The 21,786-nt window shown below is 60.0% G+C and carries 27 protein-coding genes; 12 read left to right on the top strand and 15 right to left on the bottom strand.

Annotation, left to right across the window (positions count from 1 at the left end):
- The first annotated feature begins 48 nt into the window (after positions 1–48).
- Both EE36_RS03600 and EE36_RS03595 read left to right on the top strand, forming a co-directional pair.
- Positions 49–645, top strand: coding sequence for a 2-hydroxychromene-2-carboxylate isomerase (locus tag EE36_RS03600; RefSeq protein WP_005849564.1), 597 nt, complete (start codon positions 49–51; stop codon positions 643–645).
- Positions 642–1,430: an alpha/beta fold hydrolase gene (locus tag EE36_RS03595; RefSeq protein ID WP_005849562.1), complete on the top strand. Its 789-nt coding sequence runs from the start codon at positions 642–644 to the stop codon at positions 1,428–1,430. The genes EE36_RS03600 and EE36_RS03595 overlap by 4 nt, the downstream gene beginning before the upstream one ends.
- Before the next feature lie 3 nt (positions 1,431–1,433).
- On the opposite strand, the gene EE36_RS03590 is transcribed toward EE36_RS03595, so the two are convergent.
- The 6 genes from EE36_RS03590 to EE36_RS03565 all read right to left on the bottom strand — a co-directional run bounded on the left by EE36_RS03590 (position 1,434) and on the right by EE36_RS03565 (position 6,053).
- Entirely contained in the window at positions 1,434–2,471 is a 1,038-nt protein-coding gene (locus EE36_RS03590) for a low specificity L-threonine aldolase (RefSeq protein ID WP_005849560.1), read from the bottom strand.
- Positions 2,471–2,941, bottom strand: a complete 471-nt coding sequence (locus tag EE36_RS03585; protein ID WP_005849558.1) for a YcgN family cysteine cluster protein — start codon at positions 2,939–2,941, stop codon at positions 2,471–2,473. The genes EE36_RS03590 and EE36_RS03585 overlap by 1 nt, the downstream gene beginning before the upstream one ends.
- A complete protein-coding gene (locus tag EE36_RS03580; protein WP_005849556.1) occupies positions 2,938–3,870 on the bottom strand; it encodes a bifunctional riboflavin kinase/FAD synthetase in 933 nt (310 codons plus the stop codon). The genes EE36_RS03585 and EE36_RS03580 overlap by 4 nt, the downstream gene beginning before the upstream one ends.
- A 105-nt stretch (positions 3,871–3,975) precedes the next feature.
- Positions 3,976–4,419, bottom strand: a complete 444-nt coding sequence (locus tag EE36_RS03575; protein ID WP_005849555.1) for a MaoC family dehydratase — start codon at positions 4,417–4,419, stop codon at positions 3,976–3,978.
- 90 nt (positions 4,420–4,509) lie between these two features.
- Positions 4,510–5,382 carry a TIGR01459 family HAD-type hydrolase gene (locus EE36_RS03570; RefSeq protein WP_005849552.1) on the bottom strand — a complete coding sequence of 291 codons (873 nt, stop codon included), beginning with the start codon at positions 5,380–5,382 and terminating at the stop codon, positions 4,510–4,512.
- A gap of 98 nt (positions 5,383–5,480) precedes the next feature.
- Entirely contained in the window at positions 5,481–6,053 is a 573-nt protein-coding gene (locus tag EE36_RS03565) for a TetR/AcrR family transcriptional regulator (protein WP_005849550.1), read from the bottom strand.
- A 99-nt stretch (positions 6,054–6,152) separates the two neighbouring features.
- Here EE36_RS03565 and EE36_RS03560 point away from each other — a divergent pair, with 99 nt between their 5' ends.
- Entirely contained in the window at positions 6,153–6,719 is a 567-nt protein-coding gene (locus EE36_RS03560; RefSeq protein ID WP_005849548.1) for a carboxymuconolactone decarboxylase family protein, read from the top strand.
- 104 nt (positions 6,720–6,823) lie between these two features.
- Here the strand turns inward: EE36_RS03560 and EE36_RS03555 are convergent, their stop codons facing one another.
- Positions 6,824–7,744 (bottom strand): manganese-dependent inorganic pyrophosphatase, encoded by a 921-nt coding sequence (locus EE36_RS03555; RefSeq protein WP_005849546.1) that lies wholly within the window; start codon positions 7,742–7,744, stop codon positions 6,824–6,826.
- A gap of 132 nt (positions 7,745–7,876) precedes the next feature.
- Here EE36_RS03555 and EE36_RS03550 point away from each other — a divergent pair, with 132 nt between their 5' ends.
- The 4 genes from EE36_RS03550 (at position 7,877) to EE36_RS03535 (ending at position 11,705) form a co-directional block, all read left to right on the top strand.
- The gene (locus EE36_RS03550; RefSeq protein ID WP_005849544.1) at positions 7,877–8,557 is read left to right on the top strand and encodes a DUF2161 domain-containing phosphodiesterase; all 681 of its coding nucleotides are present in this window, start codon (positions 7,877–7,879) and stop codon (positions 8,555–8,557) included.
- A gap of 178 nt (positions 8,558–8,735) precedes the next feature.
- Positions 8,736–9,023, top strand: a complete 288-nt coding sequence (locus tag EE36_RS03545; RefSeq protein ID WP_005849542.1) for a co-chaperone GroES — start codon at positions 8,736–8,738, stop codon at positions 9,021–9,023.
- A gap of 73 nt (positions 9,024–9,096) precedes the next feature.
- A complete protein-coding gene (groL, locus tag EE36_RS03540; protein WP_005849541.1) occupies positions 9,097–10,746 on the top strand; it encodes a chaperonin GroEL in 1,650 nt (549 codons plus the stop codon).
- Between the two features lie 110 nt (positions 10,747–10,856).
- Positions 10,857–11,705: a DMT family transporter gene (locus EE36_RS03535; protein WP_005849539.1), complete on the top strand. Its 849-nt coding sequence runs from the start codon at positions 10,857–10,859 to the stop codon at positions 11,703–11,705.
- Here EE36_RS03535 and EE36_RS03530 read toward each other — a convergent pair.
- Complete coding sequence (locus EE36_RS03530) at positions 11,671–12,147, bottom strand: NUDIX domain-containing protein (protein ID WP_005849537.1); 477 nt, start codon at positions 12,145–12,147, stop codon at positions 11,671–11,673. The two genes, EE36_RS03535 and EE36_RS03530, sit on opposite strands and share 35 nt — an antisense overlap.
- Positions 12,148–12,196: 49 nt before the next feature.
- Between EE36_RS03530 and EE36_RS03525 the strand changes: the two genes are divergently transcribed.
- Both EE36_RS03525 and EE36_RS03520 read left to right on the top strand, forming a co-directional pair.
- Positions 12,197–13,006, top strand: a complete 810-nt coding sequence (locus EE36_RS03525; protein WP_005849535.1) for a triacylglycerol lipase — start codon at positions 12,197–12,199, stop codon at positions 13,004–13,006.
- On the top strand, positions 12,993–14,135 hold the full coding sequence (locus tag EE36_RS03520) for an alpha-D-ribose 1-methylphosphonate 5-triphosphate diphosphatase (RefSeq protein WP_005849534.1): 1,143 nt from the start codon (positions 12,993–12,995) through the stop codon (positions 14,133–14,135). Before EE36_RS03525 ends, EE36_RS03520 begins: the two co-directional genes overlap by 14 nt.
- 18 nt (positions 14,136–14,153) lie before the next feature.
- Here EE36_RS03520 and EE36_RS03515 read toward each other — a convergent pair whose 3' ends face one another.
- The 3 genes from EE36_RS03515 to EE36_RS03505 form a co-directional block, all read right to left on the bottom strand.
- Positions 14,154–15,227 carry a 5-(carboxyamino)imidazole ribonucleotide synthase gene (locus tag EE36_RS03515; RefSeq protein WP_005849532.1) on the bottom strand — a complete coding sequence of 358 codons (1,074 nt, stop codon included), beginning with the start codon at positions 15,225–15,227 and terminating at the stop codon, positions 14,154–14,156.
- Positions 15,220–15,708, bottom strand: a complete 489-nt coding sequence (gene purE, locus EE36_RS03510; RefSeq protein ID WP_005849530.1) for a 5-(carboxyamino)imidazole ribonucleotide mutase — start codon at positions 15,706–15,708, stop codon at positions 15,220–15,222. The genes EE36_RS03515 and purE overlap by 8 nt, the downstream gene beginning before the upstream one ends.
- 82 nt (positions 15,709–15,790) lie before the next feature.
- Positions 15,791–16,015: a YdcH family protein gene (locus EE36_RS03505; protein WP_005849528.1), complete on the bottom strand. Its 225-nt coding sequence runs from the start codon at positions 16,013–16,015 to the stop codon at positions 15,791–15,793.
- Between the two features lie 161 nt (positions 16,016–16,176).
- On the opposite strand from EE36_RS03505, the gene EE36_RS03500 reads away from it, so the two are divergent.
- Both EE36_RS03500 and EE36_RS03495 read left to right on the top strand, forming a co-directional pair.
- Positions 16,177–16,593, top strand: a complete 417-nt coding sequence (locus tag EE36_RS03500) for an Hsp20 family protein (RefSeq protein WP_005849527.1) — start codon at positions 16,177–16,179, stop codon at positions 16,591–16,593.
- A 1-nt stretch (position 16,594) separates the two neighbouring features.
- Complete coding sequence (locus EE36_RS03495; protein ID WP_005849526.1) at positions 16,595–16,813, top strand: DUF1150 family protein; 219 nt, start codon at positions 16,595–16,597, stop codon at positions 16,811–16,813.
- 132 nt (positions 16,814–16,945) lie between these two features.
- Here EE36_RS03495 and EE36_RS03490 read toward each other — a convergent pair whose 3' ends face one another.
- Both EE36_RS03490 and trxB read right to left on the bottom strand, forming a co-directional pair.
- On the bottom strand, positions 16,946–18,658 hold the full coding sequence (locus EE36_RS03490; RefSeq protein ID WP_005849524.1) for a bifunctional sulfate adenylyltransferase/adenylylsulfate kinase: 1,713 nt from the start codon (positions 18,656–18,658) through the stop codon (positions 16,946–16,948).
- 167 nt (positions 18,659–18,825) lie between these two features.
- Positions 18,826–19,830 carry a thioredoxin-disulfide reductase gene (gene trxB, locus EE36_RS03485; RefSeq protein ID WP_005849520.1) on the bottom strand — a complete coding sequence of 335 codons (1,005 nt, stop codon included), beginning with the start codon at positions 19,828–19,830 and terminating at the stop codon, positions 18,826–18,828.
- Between the two features lie 219 nt (positions 19,831–20,049).
- On the opposite strand from trxB, the gene EE36_RS03480 reads away from it, so the two are divergent.
- Positions 20,050–20,550 carry an Lrp/AsnC family transcriptional regulator gene (locus tag EE36_RS03480; protein ID WP_005849518.1) on the top strand — a complete coding sequence of 167 codons (501 nt, stop codon included), beginning with the start codon at positions 20,050–20,052 and terminating at the stop codon, positions 20,548–20,550.
- A 3-nt stretch (positions 20,551–20,553) separates the two neighbouring features.
- Here the strand turns inward: EE36_RS03480 and EE36_RS03475 are convergent, their stop codons facing one another.
- Together EE36_RS03475 and EE36_RS17570 are read right to left on the bottom strand one after the other, a co-directional pair.
- Positions 20,554–21,336: a Hint domain-containing protein gene (locus EE36_RS03475; RefSeq protein ID WP_005849516.1), complete on the bottom strand. Its 783-nt coding sequence runs from the start codon at positions 21,334–21,336 to the stop codon at positions 20,554–20,556.
- A 199-nt stretch (positions 21,337–21,535) separates the two neighbouring features.
- Positions 21,536–21,679: a hypothetical protein gene (locus EE36_RS17570; protein WP_005849514.1), complete on the bottom strand. Its 144-nt coding sequence runs from the start codon at positions 21,677–21,679 to the stop codon at positions 21,536–21,538.
- Positions 21,680–21,786 lie beyond the last annotated feature (107 nt).

Below are 21,786 nucleotides of genomic sequence, written 5' to 3'. Positions count from 1 at the left end.
ATGGCCTTACGGTCTGGCAAAGCTGCACAGCCCTGATCGGAGACCCAAATGCCCCATATCGACTATTTTTTTGCGACACTTTCACCATATGCCTATCTGGCGGGAAACCGGCTTGAGGAAATCGCCGCCAAACACGGGGCGACGATTACCTATAAACCTTTTGATCTGATTACCGCTTTCGGGCGCACGGGCGGGCAGCCCCCGAAAGATCGGCATCCGTCGCGGCAAGAGTATCGCGCGATTGAACTGCCGCGTCAGGCCAAGAAGCTGGGGATGCCGTTCAACCTCAAACCCGCGCATTGGCCCACCAACGGCGCGCCTTCATCCTATGCGATCATCGCAGCGCAGAACGAAGGCGGCGACGTAGGCAAGCTGTGCCAGCTGATCATGACCGCCGTCTGGGCCGAGGAACGCGATATTGCCGAAGATGCGGTCGTGCGCGACTGTCTTGAAAAAGCGGGCTTTGACCCCGCGCTGGCCGACAAAGGCTTGCTGCAGGGGGCTGATACCTACGCGCGCAATCTGGAAGAGGCGGTCGAAAAGGGCGTCTTTGGCGCGCCATTCTATATTCTGGACGACGTCCACAAGTTCTGGGGCCAGGACCGGCTTGAAGATCTTGACCTCGTGATGGCAGGTAAACTGTGAGTTCAGGTTTATATACACGGCAATTCGGGCATGGTCCGCGGCACGCGCTGGCTGTTCACTGCACGCTTGCCCATTCCGGCGCGTGGCGCGGCGTGGGCGAGGCGTTGGCAGATGAACTGACGTTGCTGTGTCCCGATCTGCCCTCCCACGGGAAATCCGCCGATTGGGACGGGCAGGGGGATATCCATGCCCGGGCGACCGATCTGGTGCGGGAACTGGTGACCGAACCGATTGATATTATCGGCCATTCTTTTGGCGCGACGATCGGCTTGCGGATTGCCATCGAGAACCCCGAACTGGTGCGTAGCCTGACGATGATCGAACCGGTCTATTTCGCGGCGGCTCTGGCTGACGATCCGGCACGGGTGGCAGCCGCGGATCGCAACTCCGGCGGGTTCGATGCGGCTTTTGATGCGGGCGACCGGATGGAGGCTGCGCGCATCTTCAACACCGGCTGGGGCGACGGCAGCGGATGGGAACAGACACCGGAAAAGCTGCGCCAGTATATGGCTGACCGTATCCATTATGTGCCCGCTAGCCAGCCGTTCTTGCGGGACGACAATGCCGGGCTGCTAGAACCTGGCAAGTTCGCCCGCGCCGAGATGCCGGTGCTGTTGATGGACGGGGCCACATCGGCGGATATGGTAGATGCGATCAGCACGTCCATCGCCCGCCGTTTGCCGAATGTGACACGCAAGGCGATCGAAGGGGCGGGGCACATGGCTCCGATCACGCACCCGCAGGCCGTCGCCGCTGAAATCCGCAGCTTTCTCGAAACGGTATAGCCGTCAGAAATACGATAGGAACTGGTCGATCGCCTCTGTGCCGATCGACCAATCACAGACCAGCCGCGCCGATAAGGGCGTATCTGGATCGCCGCTGTCCAGCGAGCCGTCCATGACATAGTATTTCGCCCCCGCATCATGCAGCTTCTGATGGATGCGGCGGGGCCACTTGGCAAAGATCATATTGGCGTCGGGTTTATGTAGCAGCGTTGCCCCTGCGGCGCGCAAACCGTCGGCCAGATGGCGTGCGTTGTCATTGGCCAAGGCGGCGGTCGTCTTCCACAAATCATCCTGCATATAGCCCGCCATCTGCGCAGACAGGAACCGGTGCTTGGAAAACAGATGCGCCCCGCGTTTGCGCCGCAACTCGAACTCCCAAGCCTTGGCGGGGTCGAAGAAAACCACCGCCTCGACACCCATGCAACCGTTCTTGGTGCCGCCAAAGCTGACGACATCGACGCCCGCTTTCCACGTCATCTCTGCCGGGGTGCAGCCCAGGGCAACCAGCGCATTGGCAAAGCGCGCCCCGTCCAGATGCACCGGCAGGTCATAGCTTTTGGCAACAGCGGTAAGGGCGTTCAGCTCTTCCAGCGTGTGGACCGAGCCCCGTTCGGTCACCTGCGTGATCGACACCGGCCCGCGCTGCGCGCCATGTACATTGCCCTCGGGGTGTTTCTCGATCGCCTTTGTCAGAGCCTCGGGTGTCATCTTGTCGTCGGTTTCCACCACGGTCAGCTTCGCGGCACCGGCATAGAACTCGGGTGCGTTACATTCGTCTTCGTGGATATGCGAGGTGACGGAGCAGAAGATCGTCTGCCACGGCTGGGTGTAGCACGCCAGCGCGAGCGCATTGGCCGCGGTGCCGGTTGCGACCAGATAGACTGCGGCCTCGGGTGCCTCGAACGCGGTGCGGATCGCGTCGCGGACTTCGTCCATGATGGGATCGTTGCCATAGGGCATCGCGTGTCCGGTGTTTGCCTGTGCCAGACGGTTCATGATCTGGGGGTGAACAGGGCCCGCGTTGTCAGAGGCAAAAAACATCAGGTTGGCTCCTCAATGATGTGGTCTTCCCATTCCTCGAACGGGGTGTCGAATTCCGAGACGGTGTTATGCTGCACCGAGATTCCCGCGCGATGCACGCTATCAGGGTCACCGCTGATCAGCGGGTGCCAATCATACAGCGGCTTGCCCTGCCACAGCAGCCGATAGGCGCAGGTGAGCGGCATCCAATAGGCGTGGGTATCCAGATTTTCGGGCTTCAGAACGATGCAGTCGGGCACAAACTGGTGCCGGTTCTCGTAGTGGCTGCACCGGCAGGTCGCATCATCCAGCAGGCGGCAGGCCACGCGGGTCAGGGCGACTTCTTCGGTGTCTTCGTCTTCAAGCTTGTTCAGGCAGCATTTTCCGCAACCGTCACACAGCGCTTCCCATTCGTCTTGCGACATCTTGGTCAGCGGCTTCTTTTCCCAGAACCGTTTGGCAAGACCTTTGGCGGCAATCGGATCGGTCATAGCGCGGCCAGAATGCTGCGGGCCTGTGCGCTGTCCGCATCCATCTGGGTGATCAACGCCTCAAGACTGTCGAATTTTTCCTCGCCACGCAGGTGGTCGACCAGCGCGACCGAGACATGCTTGCCGTAGAGATCGCCTTTGAAGTCGAAGATGAATGTCTCGAGGTTGGCCCTGTTCTCGCCGAACATGGGGCGCACGCCAAGGCTGGCAACGCCGTGGTAGCGCCCTGCCTGCGGCCCTTCAAGCACATCGACAAGCACGGCATAGACACCAAAGGCCGGCGGATGCAGCCCGTCGATCGACATATTCGCCGTCGGGTAGCCCAGTTCGCGGCCGCGCTTTTCACCGTGCAGGATCGGGCCTTCAACGCGGTGCCAATGGCCCAGCATCGCGGCGGCGTCGCGGGGGCGTGCCTCTGTCAGCGCGTTGCGGATCGCGGTCGAAGACACGGTATCAGGGCCCTTCGCCATCAGCGGCGCGATGGTCACGCCGAACCCCATCTCGGCACCGAAGGCCTGCAGCTGTTCAGCGGTGCCCGCGCGCGCCTTGCCAAAGCGGAAGTCCGCACCCACGACCACATGGCGCAGGCCCAGCCCATCAACGATCACCTCTTGCGCAAAGGCGCGGGGGCTGAGGCCGGATAGGGCTGCATCGAACCCCAGCTCATACAGCTTGTCGACGCCGATCTTTTGCAACTGGTGCGCGCGCGCCTCTGCGCCCATCAGGCGGAAGGGCGGGGCGTCGGGGGCGAAATATTCGCGGGGGTGTGGCTCGAATGTGACCACGCCCAAGGGCGCGTCGGGCAGGGCGGCGCGGGCCATGTCGATGACCGACCGATGCCCCAGATGCACCCCGTCGAAATTGCCAATAGCGGCGGTCGCCCCCTGATCGGAAGCGGATACAAATTGATAGTCGCGAATGATTTCCATGCGCTTGGTGGTAGCCCCCTCTGCCGGTGCTGACAAGCAGCGGGGCGGGTCACGGTACCGAAAAACCGCAGCGTCGTGGTACGGGCGTTGGCGGGAGGGCTATCGTCAGTCGAACTTGCGCGACGGGGCCAGAACGGTTGCTTCGCCAATCAGGACCTTTTTGCCGTCAATCGCACAGTGGCAATCCAGTTTCACACGGCGCTTGTCGAATTCGATATTGGTGACCTTCACCTCGGCATAGACCAGATCGCCGGGGCGCACGGGGGCCAGAAACTTGAGCGACTGCGCCATGTAGACGGTGCCATGCCCCGGCAGCTGCTCTCCGATCACGGCAGAGATCAGGCCAGCAGTCAGCATGCCGTGGGCGATCCGCCCCTCAAAGATCGTGTCCTGCGCATAGGCGTCGTCCAGATGTACCGGATTGCGATCAGTGGACACTTGCGCGAACATCTCGATGTCTTCGTCGGTGATGACCTTGCGCAGATAGCGCGTCATGCCGATTTCGATATCTTCAATACAGATCGTTCCACGGGGCAGATTATCCAACATGCCAGCCCTTTCAGTAATAAAGTGACGCCAGTTTTATCCAGTGTGAAACTTAATTACTTTGCAAGCGCAGAAACGCAAGGAAAAAGTAGGTCAGCGTAGGTGCCCAATTGTGTAGGTCGGAGCCGATGTTTCCTTTTCCAGATAACGGGTTAGCGCCTCGGGATCGGGCTGGGTCTGCGTTTTGGTTTCCCGCGCGGCCAGACCGCCAGAGATGAAAAGCGAATCGATGTCCTCGCCCATGGCCCCTTTGACATCGGTATGGATGCCGTCGCCGATGGCGAGAATGCCATTGTCGGTGATGTCCTTGTCCAATGCGTAGAGCTTGCGGCGGGCCAGATCATAAATCGGCGGGTGCGGCTTGCCGAAATACAGGCTTTCCCCGCCCATCTCGGTATAAAGCGCCGCGACAGCACCGGCGCACCATTCGCGCACATCGCCACGGTCCACCACGATATCGGGGTTCGCGCAAAGCAGCTTGAGCCCCTTTTGCTTGGCATAAAGCAGTTGCGGGCGCAGCACGGAGGGGTCTTCGGACGGATCGAACGGGCCGGTGCAAACGATGCCTTCGGCGTCTTCCAGATCAACGCGCTGGATATCGACAGGATCATCAAGCACGTCGCTGGGATCAAAGAAGTGTTTGTCCGTGGGCGGGCCGAGGTGCCAGACCTGTTTGCCCACCATGCCGCGATACATCGCCGTGCGCGCAGAATCGCCCGAGGTGGCAATATCGTCCCACGCATCATCCGGTACGCCGAAATGCGCCAGCTGTTTGATCACGCCGTCGCGGGGGCGGGGGGAGTTTGTGACCAGCACCACCTTGCCGCCGCCGTTGCGATAGGCTTGCAGCGCGGTGACCGCATCCGGCAGTGCTTTGACCCCGTCGTGGACGCAGCCCCAAAGGTCGACGAACAAGGCGTCATAGCGGTCAGAGATTTCGAAAAGGTTATTGATAATCTGGGTCATGGGCCGCTTTCCAATCTGCAAGAGCTTTGCACCGCAGAAAGCACACATCCCCCCGCGGGGCAACTGGGCAGCGCAACAGGCCCGCGCCCTGATGCGTGTCAGAGCCGCGCCAACCCGTCCGCGATTTCGCCCGCGATGGCGGCGGCATCCACCCCCTCACGTTCCGCCGAGACGCGCAGCCCCAGCACATCGGACTGGTAGCGCCGCGCCAGACTGCTCGGATCGTGTTCGGTGCTGATGTCACCGGCGGCTTGGGCTTGGGAAAACAGCTCTGCGAACATCTGCTCCATCTTCAGCAGATGGGCGTTTGCCTTTTGGGCCAGCGGATGACGGTGGGCTTGCAGTTCAAGCAGGGTTTTCGAGAGCATGCAGGCTTTGGCCGGTGCGGTGTCATTCGAAATCACCATGCGAGGGAATTTTTGTAGCGCGGGCAGGGGGCCTTCGTTACGGGCAAGCGCCTTCATCCGCTCTGACCCGTCAGCGGCGTAGCGATCAAGCGCCAGTTCGAACAGCGCATCCTTTGACCCGAACGCTGCATAGAAGCTGCCCGGCTTCATCTTGAGGCTCGCCTCCAGGTCCTTCAGCGACGTACCCGCCCAACCGCGTTGCCAGAACAGATCGCGGGCGCGTTCGATCAGATCTTCACGGTCATAGCTGGGTTTGCGGGGCATGGGATCACCTTTTCTTGAATGATTGCTCAATTATATACTTGAGTGATCGCTCAATAAACCCTAAATGTACTTTAGCGAAACATTTACAGGAGCTTTTCCATGTCCTTCCCCTCTCACGATCTTGATACCGCACCCGAAGCCTCCAAGCCGCTGCTTGAGCAGTCGCAAAAAGCCTTTGGCCGTTTGCCCGGTTTGCACAAGGTTCTGGCCGAAAGCCCACAGGCTTACGAAGGCTATCAGGTGCTGCACAAGCTGTTCACCGAAACCGATTTTGATGCGGAAGAGCTGACAGTTGTCTGGCAGGCGATCAACGTCGAGAACGAATGCCACTACTGTGTCCCCGCGCACACAGGTATCGCCAAGATGATGAAGGTATCGGACGAAATCTCGGACGCGCTGCGCAACGAAACCGCGCTGCCGACACCCAAGCTGGAAGCGCTGCGCACCTTTACCGTCCAGATGTTCCGCCAGCGCGGCAATGTGTCCGACGATCAGATGAAAGCGTTCTTTGACGCGGGCTATGGCCACCGCGCGGTGCTGGATGTGATCCTTGGGATGGCGCAGAAAACCATCTCCAACTACGTGAACCACGTCGCGCAGACACCCGTCGACGACGTGTTCAAGCCGCTGGCATGGGAACGCGGCGATACCCCTTTGAAGGTATAAGCCCCTCGCGCTTCGGCGCGGCGCTGAAATGACAAAAGCCCCCCTGATCTCAGGGGGGCTTTTGCGTTTGTGCCCCCGCCAAGGAGGGAGCCAGATAGGTCCGTTTAGACTTTGATGTTCGGGATGATCTGCTTTTTACGGCTCATCACACCGGGCAGGACAACGCTGTCACCGGTGACGGTCGCGCCAAAGCTTTTCTCTGCCACAGACTTGGTAAAGTCGTTGGGGATCAGCATGGTGGCTTCTTCGTTCAGGATGTCGACAACGAAGAGCAATACCTGATCGGCCCCGTCTTCCGTGGCAACGCCGGGCATTGCGGCCATCAGCGCGTCTTTACGGTTCAGCACGGCTGCGGGCGATGTGGTTTCCAGAACGGAGACGCGGAATTTCTTGCCGTCGACTTCGTATTCTTTCGAATCCATGCGCAGCAGCTCTGCCTCGGAGAAGGACGATACGTCGGATTTCGCCGCAAACATCTGCGCCGCGTATTCAGCGATGTCGATACCCAGATCCTTGGCCAGCGCATGGGCGATGGCGGTGTCTTCTTGCGTTGTGGTCGGGCTGCGGAATTCCAGCGTGTCGGACAGGATGCAGGTCAGCATCGCGCCTTTGATATTGGTGGGCATCTGCGCCATGTCATCACCGATCATTTTGTACATGATCGTCGCGGTGCAGGCGAGCGTCTCCATCACGATGTTGACGGGGCCTTTGGTTTCAAGCCCGCCCACCAGACGGTGGTGGTCGATGATGGCGGTGATGTCCGCGTCATTGATGCTGGCGGGCAGCTCGGCAGGGTTGTTGGTGTCAACGATCACAACGGGCTGGTCGGCCTGCACGTCGTCGATGATCTGCGGCTTGTCCAGCTTCCAGTGGTCCAGCATGAACAGCGCTTCGGTGTTGGGCTCGCCCAGCAGGGCGGGGGCGGCGTCGACGCCTTTGATTTCATTCAGGTACCATGCCCAGATGATCGGGCTGCCGGTGCTGTCTGTGTCGGGGGATTTATGGCCAAAAACAAGCGTTGTCATAGGAATGTCCTGCAGTGGGAGAGTGTTGATTTGCGCGCCTTATATGGTTGGTTGGCGCAGTTGTCACCACCTGCCTGATAGCCGCGGCTTTGGGGTTCTCAGCAACGGGGCAAAGCTGGTAGCACTGCACCCATGACAAACCCGCGCGAAACCGACCTTTACCCGCCGATCAAATCCTTTCTCGAGGATCAGGGCTATGTCGTGAAGTCAGAGGTGGGGGCTGCCGATGTCGTGGCTGTTCGCGGGGCAGAGCCGCCGGTGGTGGTCGAGCTGAAGCTGGGCTTTAGCCTCGCGCTGTTTCATCAATGTATCGCGCGTCTGTCGGTCAGCGATGATGTCTACCTGGCGGTCGCCCGTCAGCCGGGTAAACGTTTTGCCAAGGCGGTCAAGGACAACACGGCACTGGCGCGGCGTTTGGGGTTGGGGGTGATCACCGTGCGGCTGCAGGATGGTCTGGTCGAGGTGCATTGCGATCCGGGCCCCTATGCGCCGCGCAAAAGCGCCAAGCGGCAGGCACGGCTGCTGCGTGAATTCGCACGGCGTCAGGGCGACCCGAATGACGGCGGGCAGACGCGGGCAGGGCTGGTCACCGCCTATCGGCAGGATGCGCTGAAGCTCGCGATGTATCTATTCGAGGCAGGGGCGAGCAAAGGTGCCCATGTCGCGCGCGAAACCCAGGTTCAGCGGGCAACCGCCATGATGCGCGACAATCACTACGGATGGTTTGAAAAGATCGAGACAGGCATATACGGCCTGACCCCGACAGGTGCCGAAGCCGTTTCCGCCGCGGGGCGGGTGCTCGGGTCGGACTAGCCTGCTCGGGCCACGGGGCAAGTTGGCTAAAATTTTTCAAATTACCGTGGTTGACTAGGGCCGTGCACATCCTTAGCTATCCCTCGTTAGCACTCGGCAGGGCTGAGTGCTAATGGCTGCACCCCTCGACCGGAGGGGCGGCTTGGGAGAATAACTTTGAGCCTTAAGGAGCTGAAAGATGGCATTTAAACCGCTGCATGACCGTGTGCTGGTGCGCCGCACCGAAAGCGAAGAAAAAACCAAGGGTGGCTTGATCATCCCTGATTCCGCAAAAGAAAAACCCTCCGAGGGTGAAGTTGTTTCTTGTGGCGAAGGCGCGCGCAAGGACAGCGGTGAGCTGATCGCAATGGCTGTAAAAGCCGGCGACAAGGTTCTGTTCGGCAAATGGTCCGGCACAGAAGTCACCCTGGACGGCGAAGAACTGCTGATGATGAAAGAAAGCGACATCATGGGGATCCTGTCCTGAGCTCAGGCAGACCGGGGCCTAGCGCCTCACCCAAGATACGCTGACATCAACCCAAGATATTAGGAGAGACACTATGTCTGCTAAGGACGTAAAATTCGGGACCGACGCCCGTAACAAGATGCTTAAGGGTGTGAACATCCTTGCCGATGCCGTCAAAGTCACACTGGGCCCCAAAGGCCGTAACGTTGTGCTGGACAAATCCTTTGGCGCGCCTCGCATCACCAAAGACGGTGTATCCGTAGCGAAAGAAATCGAACTGGAAGACAAGTTCGAAAACATGGGCGCACAGATGGTCAAGGAAGTTGCTTCCCGGACCAACGACGAAGCGGGTGACGGTACAACAACCGCAACCGTTCTGGCCCAAGCCATCGTTAAAGAAGGCATGAAATCGGTTGCCGCTGGCATGAACCCGATGGACCTGAAGCGCGGCATCGACATGGCGACCACCACTGTCGTCGAAGCGATCAAAGCAGCAGCGCGCCCTGTCAACGACAGCGACGAAGTTGCCCAAGTCGGCACCATCTCTGCAAACGGCGAGAAAGAAATCGGCCGTCAGATCGCGGACGCGATGCAGAAAGTCGGCAACGAAGGTGTGATCACCGTCGAAGAGAACAAAGGTCTGGAAACAGAGACCGATGTTGTTGAAGGCATGCAGTTCGACCGCGGTTACCTGTCCCCTTACTTCGTGACCAATTCCGACAAGATGACTGTCGAGCTGGAAGACGCGATCATCCTGCTGCACGAGAAAAAACTGTCCTCGCTGCAGCCAATGGTTCCCCTGCTTGAGCAAGTGATCCAGTCGCAAAAACCACTGCTGATCATCTCCGAAGATGTTGAAGGCGAAGCGCTGGCAACTCTGGTTGTCAACAAACTGCGCGGCGGCCTGAAAATCGCAGCGGTCAAAGCACCTGGTTTCGGCGATCGCCGCAAAGCCATGCTGCAAGACCTTGCGATCCTGACAGGTGGTCAAGTGATCTCCGAAGATCTGGGCATGAAGCTCGAGTCCGTTACAATGGACATGCTGGGTTCGGCCAAGAAAGTCACCATCACCAAAGACGAAACAACAATCGTTGACGGCGCTGGCGAGAAGGCAGAGATCGAAGCACGTGTTGCTCAGATCCGTAACCAGATCGAAGAAACCACATCCGACTACGACAAAGAAAAGCTGCAAGAACGCGTTGCCAAACTGGCAGGCGGTGTTGCCGTGATCCGCGTTGGCGGCATGTCCGAAGTTGAAGTCAAAGAGCGCAAAGACCGCGTTGATGATGCCCTGAACGCGACACGTGCCGCTGTTCAAGAAGGTATCGTTGTTGGTGGTGGTGTTGCACTGGTCCAAGCGGGCAAAAAGCTCGAAGGGCTGACAGGCGACAACGCAGACCAGAACGTTGGTATCGGCATCGTCCGCAAAGCGCTCGAAGCGCCTCTGCGTCAGATCGCTGAAAACGCTGGTGTTGACGGTTCCGTAGTGGCCGGCAAAATCCGCGAAAGCGACGACCTGAAGTTCGGCTTCAACGCTCAGACCGAAGAATATGGCGACATGTTCAAATTCGGTGTTATCGACCCTGCCAAAGTTGTGCGTACAGCACTGCAAGACGCGGCATCCGTTGCTGGTCTGCTGATCACAACCGAAGCCATGGTTGCCGACAAACCGTCGAAAGACGGCGGCGCAGCCGGCGGCATGCCCGACATGGGGGGCATGGGCGGCATGGGCGGCATGATGTAAATCACGCCGCGGGGGCGATCACGCCCTTGTGCTGACAGAATGAAGGGGCGCATCACCAGATGCGCCCCTTTTTCGTGGTACGTCGCGCGTCGGTAGCCTAAGCAGTCGCCATGCGTATCTTCTTGCTCACCGCCCTTGTGATGGTCGCCTTCGCGGCCAACTCTGTCCTGACCCGCTTTGCCATCGCGGGCGGGCATATTGACCCCACCGGATTTGCCGTTGTGCGGGTGTTGTCAGGGGCGGTGCTCTTGGCGCTGCTGGTCGTGCTGCGCGGCGGGCGGGTGCCCTTGCTGCGACGTCAACAGGGGCTGGGGGCGGTCACGCTGGCCATCTATATCATCGGTTTCTCGCTCGCCTATCTCACGCTGGACGCAGGCTTGGGCGCGTTGATCCTGTTCGGTGTGGTTCAGATCGCCATGTTCGCCCATGGTGCGCTGTTCGGCGTGACACCGACACCGCGCAAGCTGTTAGGGGCGGGGGTGGCCTTTGCCGGATTGGTGCTGGTGCTCTGGCCGTCGCAAGGCGTGGCGGTTGACCCATTGGGCGCCGTGTTGATGATCGCCGCAGGGCTCGGCTGGGCCGCCTATACGATCATTGGCCGAGGTGCGTCTGACCCGCTGGCAGGCAGCGCGGGGAACTTTGTGATCTGCACGCCCTTGGTCGCTATCCTGCTGCTGGTGCAGCCGACATTCTACAGCCCCACGGGCATTGCTCTTGGCGTGGTCTGCGGGGCCGTCACCTCGGGCCTCGGATACGCGCTGTGGTATGCGGTGCTGCCAAGGCTGGCGCAGGCGACGGCGGCGGTGGTGCAGCTATCGGTGCCGGTCATCGCGATTCTTGCCGGTGCGCTTTTGCTGGCAGAGCCTTTGGGCGCAAAGGTGATCATTGCCACTGCGCTGGTGCTTGGCGGGATCGGGCTGGCGGTCAGCGCACGATCGGCTCCAGCGGGTCGTAGCTGATCGGGTCGTTGCCAAAGGCGACCTGCGCCAGACTATCCGGCTTGACCCGCAGGCCGCGCATCTCGTCGGGGGTGACCCAGCGGCGGTCGGTCACGATCCTTTCGGCGTCCTGCCACGCGGGGTCCACATCGGCAGACCCGGTCACCGTGCAGCGAAAGTAGATATCCACCTGATGGAAATCCCCCTCGGGGTCGTGGAATTCATTCACCAAGCAGGGCACCCCCACGGCGATCTGCAGGCCGGTTTCCTCAAACACCTCACGGATCAGATTGTCGGGCAGGGCGCTGCCGCGTTCTACCCCGCCACCGGGCGCGCACATCAGGTCGCTTTTGCCATCGGGATAGGCGTTGACCAGCAGCAAGCGGCCTTCATGGACCAACACGGCACGAACTGCCAAACGCGGGCTATTTTCCGCCATCTTACCCTCAATCTCGCGGCGCATGCGTCAAAGCATTTCACATGCGGCATTTTCAGTCTATTTGATCCTAGCTATGAAAACACTGGTCACAATCACTTTCTCGCTTGGCGTGCTGTCGGGCATGGCACAGGCGCAAGCGTCGCTTTCCACAGCCGGAAACGGGCGCTGCGTGGTGCTGTTGCACGGGCTCGCCCGGACCGAGACCTCCTTTGCCGTGATGGAGGCCGCGCTCGAGACCGAGGGCTACACCGTGGTGCGCCCCGGCTACCCGTCAACCACCGCCCCCGTCGAAGAGCTGACCCGCCGCACCTTGCCCGACGCAGTCGCGGCATGCGGGACGCAAAAGGTTGATTTTGTGACCCATTCCATGGGCGGTATCCTTCTGCGGCAATGGGTTGCCGAAACGGGCGATGCGCGTATCGGCCGCGTCGTCATGCTGGCCCCGCCCAATCACGGCAGCGAGGTCGTGGACACGCTGGGTGATCTTGCCGCCTTTGACTGGATGAACGGTCCCGCAGGGGCGCAGATGGGGACGGGTGAAAACTCTCTTCCCCTGCGGTTGCCTCCGGTTACCTTTGATCTGGGCGTGATCGCGGGGACGCAATCGCTGAACCCCTATTTCTCGTCGCTGCTGCCGGGGCGCGATGATGGCAAAGTGTCCGTCCAATCCGCGCGGGTCGACGGGATGCGCGATTTTCTGATGCTGCCGGTGACGCATACGTTCATGATGATGAACCCGACGGTGATTGCGCAGACGATGACCTATCTGGACACAGGGAAATTCGACCGGTCGCTGGGGTTCGTGGACGCAGTGCTTGATTCAATCGGCTGCCCCGATGGGGCCTGCTTGCCGGGACAAAAGGCTAACGATGCTGAACGTTGAATTTACGGGGGCGCACGTCTTGGGCGCGGATGCGCTTGAGCCCCGCCCGCTGGCGGTTGCGCAGGGGCTGATTACCGATGCGGCGCAAACCACGCGCGTTGATCTTGACGGTTACATGATCGTGCCGGGGATCGTCGATGTGCATGGGGACGGGTTCGAACGGCACCTCGCCCCCCGTCGCGGTGCGATGAAAACCATGCAAGAGGGTCTGGTCGCCGCCGAGGCAGAGCTGGCCGCCAATGGCATCACCACCGCCGTGCTGGCGCAGTTCATCAGCTGGGAAGGCGGCTTGCGCGGCTATGAATTTGCCGAACAGGTCTTTGGCGCGATCCAGCAGGTGTCGGATACGTTGGTTACAGACCTGCGCGGACAGCTCCGGCTCGAGACGCATCTGCTGGACCTCTACGCCGATCTGCCGCAGCGCATGCAGGACTGGGGGCTGTCCTATGTCGTGTTCAACGACCATCTGCCGCACGACCGGCTGGCGAAAGGGCAGGTGCCCAAACGCATGGTAGGGCAAGCGCTGAAGGCAGGACGCAATCCGGACGACCATCTGCGGATGATGCAAGACCTGCACGCCCAAAGCGCGGATGTCCCCGGGGCACTGGACTGGCTGTGCAAGGTGCTGGCGGCGCGGGGCATCCAGATGGGCAGCCATGATGACACCACCGCCGAAGGGCGCGCCCTATGGCGCAAGCGTGGCGTGCGCGTCGCCGAGTTCCCCGAGACGTTGGAGGCAGCCGAAGCCGCAGCGGCGGCGGGGGATCATGTGGTGCTGGGATCGCCCAATGTGGTGCGCGGCGGGTCGCACAACGGCAATGTTTCCGCACTTGACCTGATTTCGATGGGGATCGGCGGGGCGCTTGCCTCTGACTACCATTACCCGTCGCCACGACGCGCGGCCTTCATGCTGGCGGATCGTGGCGTATTGCCCTTGGCGCAGGCGTGGCACTTGGTATCGGCAGGGCCCGCGGCGGTGCTGGGGTTGTCGGATCGGGGCGTGATCGCCACCGGAAAGCGGGCTGATCTACTGGTGCTCGACGCGCAGACGCGCCGTGTGGCCCTGACGATGTCGGGCGGGCGCGTCAGCTATATGTCCGGTGATATTGCCGCGCGGTTCCTTCGCTAGGCCCGCGCGGATATCGCCCTAGCTGGGCCGTTTGACGATATTCACATGGCCCATCTTACGACCCGGTTTGATGTCGGCCTTGCCGTAGAGATGCAGCGCTGTGTCGCGCTGTTTCGCCAGCTCGGGCACGCGGTCCATATCGTCGCCGATCAAGTTCTCCATCACCACATCTGCATAGCGGCTGCCGTCGCCCAAGGGCCATCCCGCCACGGCACGGATGTGCTGTTCGAACTGGTCCACCGCACAGCCGTTCTGCGTCCAATGGCCCGAGTTATGCACCCGTGGCGCGATCTCGTTCACGATGAAACCTTGCGGCGTGACGAAAAGCTCGACCCCCAGCACGCCGACATAATCCAGCGCATTCAGGATCTTGGCGGCCAGCAGTACCGCATCCATGCGCTGTGCGGCGCTGAGCCGGGCAGGGACGGTGGTGGTGTGCAGGATGCCGTCGCGGTGCACATTCTCACCGGGATCGAAACAGGCAACCTCGCCCGAGGGGCTGCGCGCGGCGATCACGGACACTTCGGCGGTGAAGTTCACAAAGCCTTCCAGCACCGCAGGATTGCCAGCCATATCTGCCAAGGCCCCCGCCGCATCATCCGCGCTGCGCAGGCGCGACTGCCCCTTTCCGTCATAGCCGAAGCGACGGGTTTTCAGGATCGACGGCGCGCCGATCGTCGTCATCGCAGCCTCCAGATCGGCGGCATTGGCGATATCGGCAAAGGGGGCGACAGTCAGGCCCAAACCTTCGAGGAACTGTTTCTCCACCAGACGGTCCTGACTGGTGCGCAGCGCCTCGCGGTTGGGACGGATGGGGGTGATGTTTTCGATCACATCCAGCGCATCTGTCGGGATGTTTTCAAACTCGAAGGTGACAATATCAACCGATTTGGCAAAGGCGGTCAGCGCGTCGACGTCATCATAGCCAGCGGTGGTCAGCGCATGGGCGACATCACCTGCAGGCGGGTTGGCACCGGGTTCAAAGATATGCGTGCGAAACCCCAGACGTGCGGCAGCAACGGCCAGCATGCGCCCCAGTTGCCCGCCGCCCAAAATCCCGATGGTGGCCCCTGTCTTCAATGCTTCAGTCATCCGAAGGCTCCTCTGGGATAGACGCGCTAAGCGCATCGCGCCAAGCGTCAAGGCGGGTGGCAAGGGCAGGATCCTGGAGGGCTAGAATGCCTGCCGCCATCAACGCGGCATTCGCAGCACCTGCCGCACCGATCGCCATCGTCGCGACCGGAAAGCCCCGGGGCATCTGCACGATAGAATAGAGCGAATCCACACCCGATAGCGCCTTGGTCTGCACTGGCACGCCGATCACCGGCACGCGGGTCTTGGACGCCATCATGCCGGGCAAATGCGCAGCACCGCCCGCACCGGCGATGATCACCTGCAGGCCACGGTCGGCGGCGGTTTTCCCATAGCTCCACAACCGGTCGGGGGTGCGGTGTGCCGATACGATCTTGGCTTCGTACGCGATACCAAGTTCATCCAGCAGCGTCGCTGCCTCACGCATCGTAGCCCAATCGGACTGCGAGCCCATGATGATGCCGACAGGTGGATTTTCCATGAAAAAGGGCCTTTGCTAGAGCGTATAAGAAGCGCGCACTATAGCCATGATCGCCCGCGTGGCAATCCGCTGGCGGGCGCTGTCAGGCGGTAATATCGGGGGTCAGCCGGTCTTCGATCTGGGCAATCAGGTCTTTCAGGCGCAGCTTGCGTTTTTTCAGCCGCTGCAGCGTCAGCTGATCGCCCGTCCCCTTGTCGACCAGCGCCTGAATGGCATCGTCCAGATCGCGATGCTCGCGGCGAAACACCTCAAGCTCGACACGCAGGACATCGTCATTCTTCATCGACAGGTCGGAGGGAGGATTCATAGGTTTGGCTGATTCTTGCTATATCTAGGCCTGTGAATATAGGCGGTTGCAATTCAAAGGCATAGCCCTTGCGTCCTGCCCCCATGGCCCCCATATTTGATGCAGGTCGCCGAATACGGGGCCGGATGACTGACTGTCGCTTATCTTAAAGGACGTGTCTTATGACGAAATTAACGCTGGCTTCCTACCCGCATATGCTGGGTTTCGAGCAGTTGGAACGGGTGATGGAACGTACGGCGAAGGCCGGAAACGAAGGATATCCACCGTTCAACATTGAACAAACATCGGACTATAGCTACCGCATTACGCTTGCGGTTGCAGGTTTTGCGGAACAAGATCTCTCTATAACCGTTGAGGATAGACAGCTTGTGATCCGTGGCCGTCAGGTCGACACGCAAGAAGACCGAATCTTTTTGCACCGCGGGATTGCCGCACGCCAGTTCCAACGATCCTTCGTACTGGCCGACGGTGTAGACGTTGGCGAAGCGCTGATTGAAAACGGCCTGCTACACGTCGATCTCACCCGCGCCAAGCCCGAAAAAGTCGTTCAGACCATCAAGATCAGAAAAGGGGAATAAAATGCATAACGAAGAAACGCATGTTCAGGACCGTACCGTCTACGTCAAGATGATTGCCGTGTCCGACCTTCCCCTCGAAGTGCGCGAGCAGGCGGAAGGGCTAAAACAGCTATACGCCGTGCATGACGCCGAAGGGCAGCAGCTTGCGCTGGTCGGTGACCGCAAGCTCGCCTTTAGCCTCGCGCGCGATCATGACTATGCGCCCGTGATGTTGCATTAAGTCTTAACATCGAAAATTAAATGAAAAGGGTCGCGATTTTGCGGCCCTTTTTTGTGCACGAGGTCCAACAACACGCACGAAAAAGGCCAGCCTATGAAGGCTGGCCTTTCTGTATTCGACTTGGCGAAAGAGTTACCCCTTAATCAGCCCCATGCTTTCCAGCTTGAGCAGCACCTGATCGGCGCAATTGTCGACGTCGACATTTTCTGTCTCAACGCGCAGTTCGGGGGTTTCGGGAACGTCATAGGGGTCTGAGATCCCTGTGAATTCCTTGATCTTACCCTCACGCGCCAGCTTGTACAGCCCCTTGCGGTCGCGGCGTTCGCATTCCTCGATGGAGGTGGCGACGTGGACCTCGACGAAGGCACCAAAGCTCTCCACGTCTTCGCGCACCGCGCGGCGGGTGGTGGCGTAAGGCGCAATCGGCGCACAGATGGCGATGCCGCCGTTCTTGGTGATCTCGGACGCGACATAGCCGATGCGGCGGATGTTCAGATCGCGGTGCTCTTTGCTAAAGCCCAGTTCCGACGACAGGTTCTTGCGGACGATATCGCCATCCAGCAGCGTGACGGGACGGCCGCCCATCTCCATCAGTTTGACCATCAAAGCATTGGCGATTGTCGATTTCCCCGAGCCGGAGAAACCGGTGAAGAAGACGGTAAAGCCCTGCTTGTTGCGCGGCGGCTTGGTGCGGCGCAGCTCTTCAACCACCTCGGGGAAGGAGAACCATTCGGGGATTTCCAGCCCTTCCTGCAGACGGCGGCGCAACTCGGTGCCCGAGATGTTGAGGATGGTGATGTCATCCTTGTCTTCGATCTCGTCAATCGCCTCGTATTGCGCGCGCTCGGCCACCCAAACCATATGTTTGAAGTCTACCATTTCGATGCCCATTTCTTCCTCATGAGCGCGGAACAGATCCTGCGCGTCATAGGGACCATAGAAATCCTCACCGGCAGAGTTCTTGCCGGGGCCCGCATGGTCGCGGCCCACGATGAAATGGGTGCAGCCGTGGTTCTTGCGGATCAGACCGTGCCACACGGCCTCGCGGGGGCCAGCCATGCGCATGGCAAGGTTCAGCAGGCTCATCGCGGTGGTGGCGGCGGGATATTTGTTGAGCACGGCCTCGTAGCAGCGCACGCGGGTAAAGTGGTCCACATCGCCGGGCTTGGTCAGGCCGACAACGGGGTGGATCAACAGGTTCGCCTGCGCTTCACGCGCGGCGCGGAAGGTCAGTTCCTGGTGCGCGCGGTGCAGCGGGTTGCGGGTCTGGAAGGCCACAACCTTGCGCCAGCCCATCTTGCGGAAATAGGCACGCAGCTCGTTCGGCGTGTCGCGACGCGCCTTGAAATCATAGTGGACGGGCTGCTGGATGCCAGTCACAGGACCGCCCAGATAGACGTTGCCCGCGGTGTTGTGCAGATAGTTCACCGCCGGATGCGCGCTGTCATCCGCGCCAAAGACTTTCTCTGCCTCGCGGGCCTTGTTTGGAACCCAACGGTCGGTAACCGTCATCACCGCCAAAATCACGCCTTCCTGATCGCGCAGCGCAATGTCCTGCCCGATCTCGAGCCCTTCGGCAAACTTTTCCGACACATCAAGGTTGATCGGCATCGGCCACAGCGACCCATCCGCCAGACGCATGTTTTCGACAACACCGTCATAGTCTTCTTCGGTCAAGAAACCCTTGAGAGGGTTGAAGCCACCGTTCATCAGCAGCTCTAGATCGCAGATCTGGCGCGGCGTCAGGTCATGGCTGACCAGGTCGCCAGCTTCCACCTTCAGCTTCTGCGCCGAGTCGTAAGAGACATAGAGTTCAGGGATCGGAGCAAGGTTGGGCGTTTGCATGGGCGTCTCGCAATATTTTGGGTTCAAATTCGAATATTCGGGCTGATAGACCGCACCGATTGGGCTAGGCAACCTTTGTAGCCGCTTTGCGGCGAATTACGGACAGCGACGTGTTTTTTGCTGGGAAAAGGCAATCTTATCCCAGCAAATGCCATCCTAGGCGAACGTTATGCGTCGTCTTTTACCTCGGCTCCATAGCCAAGCGGCAGCGATGTGTCTTTGCCTTCGTCATCGCCAACTTCCGCAAGGAATCGTTCAGCCTCTAGCGCGGCCATGCAGCCCATGCCGGCGCTGGTCACGGCCTGACGGTATTTGTGGTCGGTCAGGTCGCCCGCCGCGAATACACCGGGGACAGAGGTTTCGGTGCTGTCCGGCTTGGTGACGACATAGCCGCCCATATGCGTTTCCAGCGTATCCTTGACCAATTCATTCGCGGGCGCGTGGCCGATGGCGACGAAAACACCTTTGCACGGAATATCGGTGATCTCGCCGGTTTCGACATGCTTGACCTTGACCCCTTCGACACCAAGCGGCGCATCGGTCCCATAGACTTCATCCAGTTGGTGGAACCACAGCGGTTCGATCTTTGGATTTTTCATCAGCCGGTCGATCAGGATCTTCTCGGCGCGCAGCTCGTCCCGGCGGTGGATCAAGGTGACCTTGGAGGCGAAGTTGGTCAGGAACAGCGCTTCTTCCACGGCAGTGTTGCCACCCCCTATGACCACGATTTCCTGATTGCGATAGAAGAAGCCGTCGCAGGTGGCACAGGCCGAAACACCGAAGCCTTTGAACTTCTCTTCGGTCTCAAGCCCCAGCCATTTTGCCCGTGCGCCTGTTGCGAGGATCACGGCGTCGGCCACATAGGTCGTGCCGCTGTCGCCCTTGGCGTGGAAGGGGCGGCTGGACAGGTCCAGATCGGTGATGATGTCGCCGATGATCTCGGTCCCCATCGCCTTGGCGTGGTCCTGCATGCGGATCATCAGATCGGGGCCCTGGACCTCGCTGTCGCCGGGCCAGTTTTCAACCTCGGTCGTGGTGGTCAACTGCCCGCCCGGTTCGATGCCTTGTACAAGGATCGGGTTCAGCATCGCGCGGCTGGCATAGACACCGGCAGTATATCCGGCAGGGCCGGAGCCGATGATCAAAAGCTTGGTTTCGCGAGTTTCGGCCATGATAAAGAACCCCAGAATGTATCATTTGTTGCGTTCCAACCGATATAGACGCCCCTCGGGTTGCCTTAAACCCCAAGTTTGCATATCCGCCCTGCAAAGATCGCCGTCATCGAAAATGCGGTTGATTTTTGCTTGAATTCAGAACATTGCGCACCGGCGAAAGATTATTGCGTCCAACGATGTTGGTGCTATAACAATTGAAAATCCTATGGGGGTATTATGGCAGGGACGCGGCTTGATCCGATTGATCGGAAAATTTTAGCCGAATTGCAGGCGGACGGGCGCATGACCAACGTTGAGTTGGCCAAACGTGTAGGCATCTCTGCACCGCCGTGCCTGCGCCGGGTCCGGACCCTTGAGGAAAGCGGATATATCCGCGGCTACCACGCGAATGTTAACGCGCGTGAGCTGGGGTTCGAGGTACAGGTCTTCGCAATGGTCGGTCTGGCCAGCCAGGCTGAATCCGACCTCACCGCCTTTGAAGAGAAGTGCCGCAACTGGCCGCTGGTCCGCGAATGTCACATGCTCAACGGCGAGGTGGATTTCCTGCTGAAATGCGTCGCCCCCGATCTGTCCAGCTTCCAGAGCTTTCTGACCGGACAATTGCTGACGACGCCCAATGTGGAAAGCGTCAAAACCAGCCTTGTGATCCGCCCGGCCAAAGATGAACCGGGCGTGCCTTTTGATGTGCTGGAAAGCCGTCTGAAAAGCGAACCCTAAGGCCTATTGCGCAGCGTAGATCGGGTCTAACCGTTCTGACGCGCGGGGGTGACACAGCGGGCCAAAATCCTTGGCAGTATTGATATGCGGAAACATTGATAAAAACGCGTCACGTTGATGAAGCGGCAGGGCTGCGATTGTCGACGGGCCGGGGTGAAATGTTTCCATCTCTAGACCGCTGACGCTGATCGCGGCATGACGGGCAAGACCCAAGTGATACAGCCGCACCGGCGTCGGAGGCTGAATTTCGATTATATTCACCCCGTCCACCAGATCTCGCATAAGGGTAAAGACCTTGCGCGTCTGCTCTGCGCCGCGAAGACTTTGAGGCGTATGCAGGATGCGCGCAGCGGGGCCGAAGGTCAGGAAACCAGAGGGGCGCGCCAGCCCCAGACTGTCCGCCATGACCCGTACAAGCGGCGTGCGATGGCCGATATCCGCAGGGACGAACTTGCTTGATCCAACCCAAAGAAGTGGAGTGTGCAGCCCGTCGGCCTGTACGATCCGGTCACCGGGGCAAAGGTCTTCGACCGGGATTTCCCCTTGGGTCGTGCGGATCAACGTGCCATGGGCGAAAGCGGAAAACGGTTCTTCGAACAACGGTGTGGCAGGGGCGTAGCCTTCGGTCACAAAGACGGAGCCGTCCTGACGCAGCACCGCAATCTCATACGCGCGGGTGCGTCCGGTCGATCGGGCCCGCGCCTCCCGCAGAACCGAACGGGAGGCTGCTGATTGCGCCGTATGTGTAGGGGAGGGGATGAAATCAGGGGCAGTATGCAATGTCATAATGTGACCTTTATATGGTCGATCCCACGTGCCTAGCCCCCGCTGAAACACCTGCGATCCGGATTAATCCGCGCGAGAGAGGCCCGCGCGCAGAGAATGTTTGTGAACGGTCTCAAACCATCTGTTCGGACAGGCACCCGCCCGTCGCGCGCAGGGTCACCGGCGGCTCGTGACCCCCCGGGCCATAAGCCGACTCTCTTCAGGCGGCTTTTTGCTGGGACGTCAGGGCAGCGCGTTTCGCGATAAACGCGGCGCGGCGTGTGCCACGGGACCAAGGCAGGTTCACGCCTTCCTTGTTGGAAGCGTCGATAACCGATTTGATGAAGCGTGCGTTGGTTTTCATGCTCTGTATCCTATTGTCTATGGGCAATGCCCTTTCGTCGAGGATCACTATGCAAATGCTTTCGGGCACCGATTGGGCATTTCGCGAAAAAATACAGATAATTTAAG

This window comes from Sulfitobacter sp. EE-36 (assembly GCF_000152605.1).
In the GTDB taxonomy this organism is placed as follows: domain Bacteria; phylum Pseudomonadota; class Alphaproteobacteria; order Rhodobacterales; family Rhodobacteraceae; genus Sulfitobacter; species Sulfitobacter pontiacus.
This window is presented reverse-complemented; position numbering and strand designations above follow the sequence as displayed.